Source organism: Rubrivirga sp. (assembly GCF_049648075.1).
In the GTDB taxonomy this organism is placed as follows: domain Bacteria; phylum Bacteroidota; class Rhodothermia; order Rhodothermales; family Rubricoccaceae; genus Rubrivirga.
The window spans coordinates 1-1,825 of the sequence record NZ_JBARYR010000408.1 but is presented as its reverse complement, the minus strand read 5'-3'; the positions used below and the strand labels follow the sequence as shown (position 1 = coordinate 1,825).

The window sequence follows — 1,825 nt, the reverse complement described above, 5'->3', positions numbered from 1 at the left end:
AGCGGTAGGCCTGCTCGAACTCGCGCCCGAGGTCGGCCGACGAGTAGGCGAGCTGGCCGCCGTCCGTGATCGTCCGGTCGAGCTGCGCGATGAAGCCCGTCACGTCGCGGACGTTGTAGGACCGGAGCTTCCGGATGTTCTCGCGGAAGGCGAGGAGCTGGTCGCGCTGCGCCTGGAGTTGGTTGACGATCTGGCGACCGTTGATGACCGACTTCGCGATGTGCGCCGGGTCGACCACGGCCCACTGCGCCTTCGCCTCCTGGGCAGGCGCGAGCGCGACCAAGGCGAGGAGCGCCGCAAGGCCGAACGAGCGCGGCAAGCGGACACGGCGGATGCGGGCGATGCGGAGGGGGAGGTTGAGCCGGAGCATGGGTCTGGGCGTCTCGTGGGAAAGGGCGTCACCCCAAGAGCGCGATCCGAGTCTCTGGCGGCTCACATCCTGTCGTCGGTGGAGCGACCGAGCCTTGACGGCAGGAGAGATCCGAAAGACCATCTTTCGCAGAACGAAAGCGTATCGTTCGACATGGCCGACGATCATCTCTCCCAGACGCTCCGCCTGTTGGTAGCTACGGCTCGGCCTCGCCTGCCAACGTCAACGCACGGTGGTACAGCGCGTCGGATGCGTAGAACCCGGCTCCGACGAGGGCGTCGAGGACGGGCCGTACGGTCGAGACGAGGCCCCGGCGCTTGGCCCGGATGAGCAGGCCGAACGTGCCGACGACGGGGACTCCGAGAGCGAGCGCGAACGTTCGACCGCGCTGTTCGTCGAGGAGGACCGTGCTCCCGTGGTGTTCCAGCGCCAGCGCGATGGCCTCGGCCTCGCCCGCGTCCAACTGTGCTCGCACCGTCCGCGTCGTCTCCACGTCGCGGGGCGAGCGGACGGTCAGCCACGCGGGGTGCCGCCCAAACTCCTCGGGCGACGGCGGGGGGCGCCATGATGTCGGGGAAAACGGCCGGGAGAAGGTCGAGACGCCCAATCCGGTCCAGACTGATGAGCGCCGTGCTGTCGGTGACGACGAGCATCAGGCCATCTCCGGCGGAGCCCCTTCAGTGGGCGACCCCTCGGGGGCGAGCGCCATTTCCTCGTCGAGTGACTCCGGCGAGTAATTGAACACGGCGACCCCCCTCCGTGCCAGAAGCTCCATGTAGGTCCTCCGGGTGTACCCGGCTAACTCGGCCGCCTTCCCGAGTGAGACTCGCCCCTCCTCGAACAGCTTCATCGTGAGGAGCAACCGGGCGTCGTCGGGATCGACGTCGTAAGGAAGATCGATGGTGAGCGTGTTCATGGCCGTGGACGCTGGCGGTAGAGGTCGAACGCCTACTGGAGCGAGGAGTGCCGAACCCCAGTCTCTGAACGGCGGCGCCGCACGAACGCAGTCTACGACGCCGCTCGTTCGAGCGGATTAGCACGTGCCGTATCGAGGGCGTCGGCCTCGACGTCGAGGCCGCAGAGGCGGAGCCACTCGGCGGGCCACCGCTCGCCGTCGGCGTCCGCCAGCCGCGCGGCTTCCCGGACCGTCTCGTCGGCCGAGCGGCCGGGGAGCGTGCCCAGGAACGCCATATCGAGTGGGTCGAGCGCCAGGTCGAACGTCCGCGCCCCCGACGGCGAGCGGACGTAGTAGTCCCGCTTCTTGCGGGCGCGCGAGAGCCGCGACACCTCGGCCTCGTTGAGCCCGAGCCAGTGGTAGAGCGCGGCCGTGTCGGGCTCGGCGGCGTCGGGGTTCGGCAGGAAGATCCGCGTCGGGCAGCTCTCGATGAGGAGCTGGGCGCCGCCAGCGCCGCCGCTGGCGCCGACGCCGTCCCGGAACTGGGCCGGGCTGTGGGC

Annotated in this window: 3 protein-coding genes and 1 pseudogene; all 4 read right to left on the bottom strand. The window is 69.5% G+C overall.

The annotated features are described in order from the left end of the window. A partial coding sequence (locus tag WBA11_RS11770; RefSeq protein ID WP_424520875.1) for a DUF4141 domain-containing protein occupies nt 1–370 on the bottom strand: 370 nt, incomplete at its 3' end. 196 nt (nt 371–566) lie between these two features. Next, a complete protein-coding gene (locus WBA11_RS11765) occupies nt 567–845 on the bottom strand; it encodes a DUF3368 domain-containing protein (RefSeq protein ID WP_424520874.1) in 279 nt (92 codons plus the stop codon). Nucleotides 846–1,022: 177 nt separating this feature from the next. Beyond that, nucleotides 1,023–1,286 (bottom strand): UPF0175 family protein, encoded by a 264-nt coding sequence (locus WBA11_RS11760; protein ID WP_424520873.1) that lies wholly within the window; start codon nt 1,284–1,286, stop codon nt 1,023–1,025. Nucleotides 1,287–1,378: 92 nt separating this feature from the next. Beyond that, nucleotides 1,379–1,825, bottom strand: a pseudogene (locus WBA11_RS11755) (hypothetical protein); the annotation flags it as partial.

Excerpts from the sequence above, each read along its gene's own strand:
- WBA11_RS11760 (WP_424520873.1), bottom strand. The coding sequence starts at position 1,286 with ATGAACACGCTCACCATCGATCTTCCTTACGACGTCGATCCCGACGAC.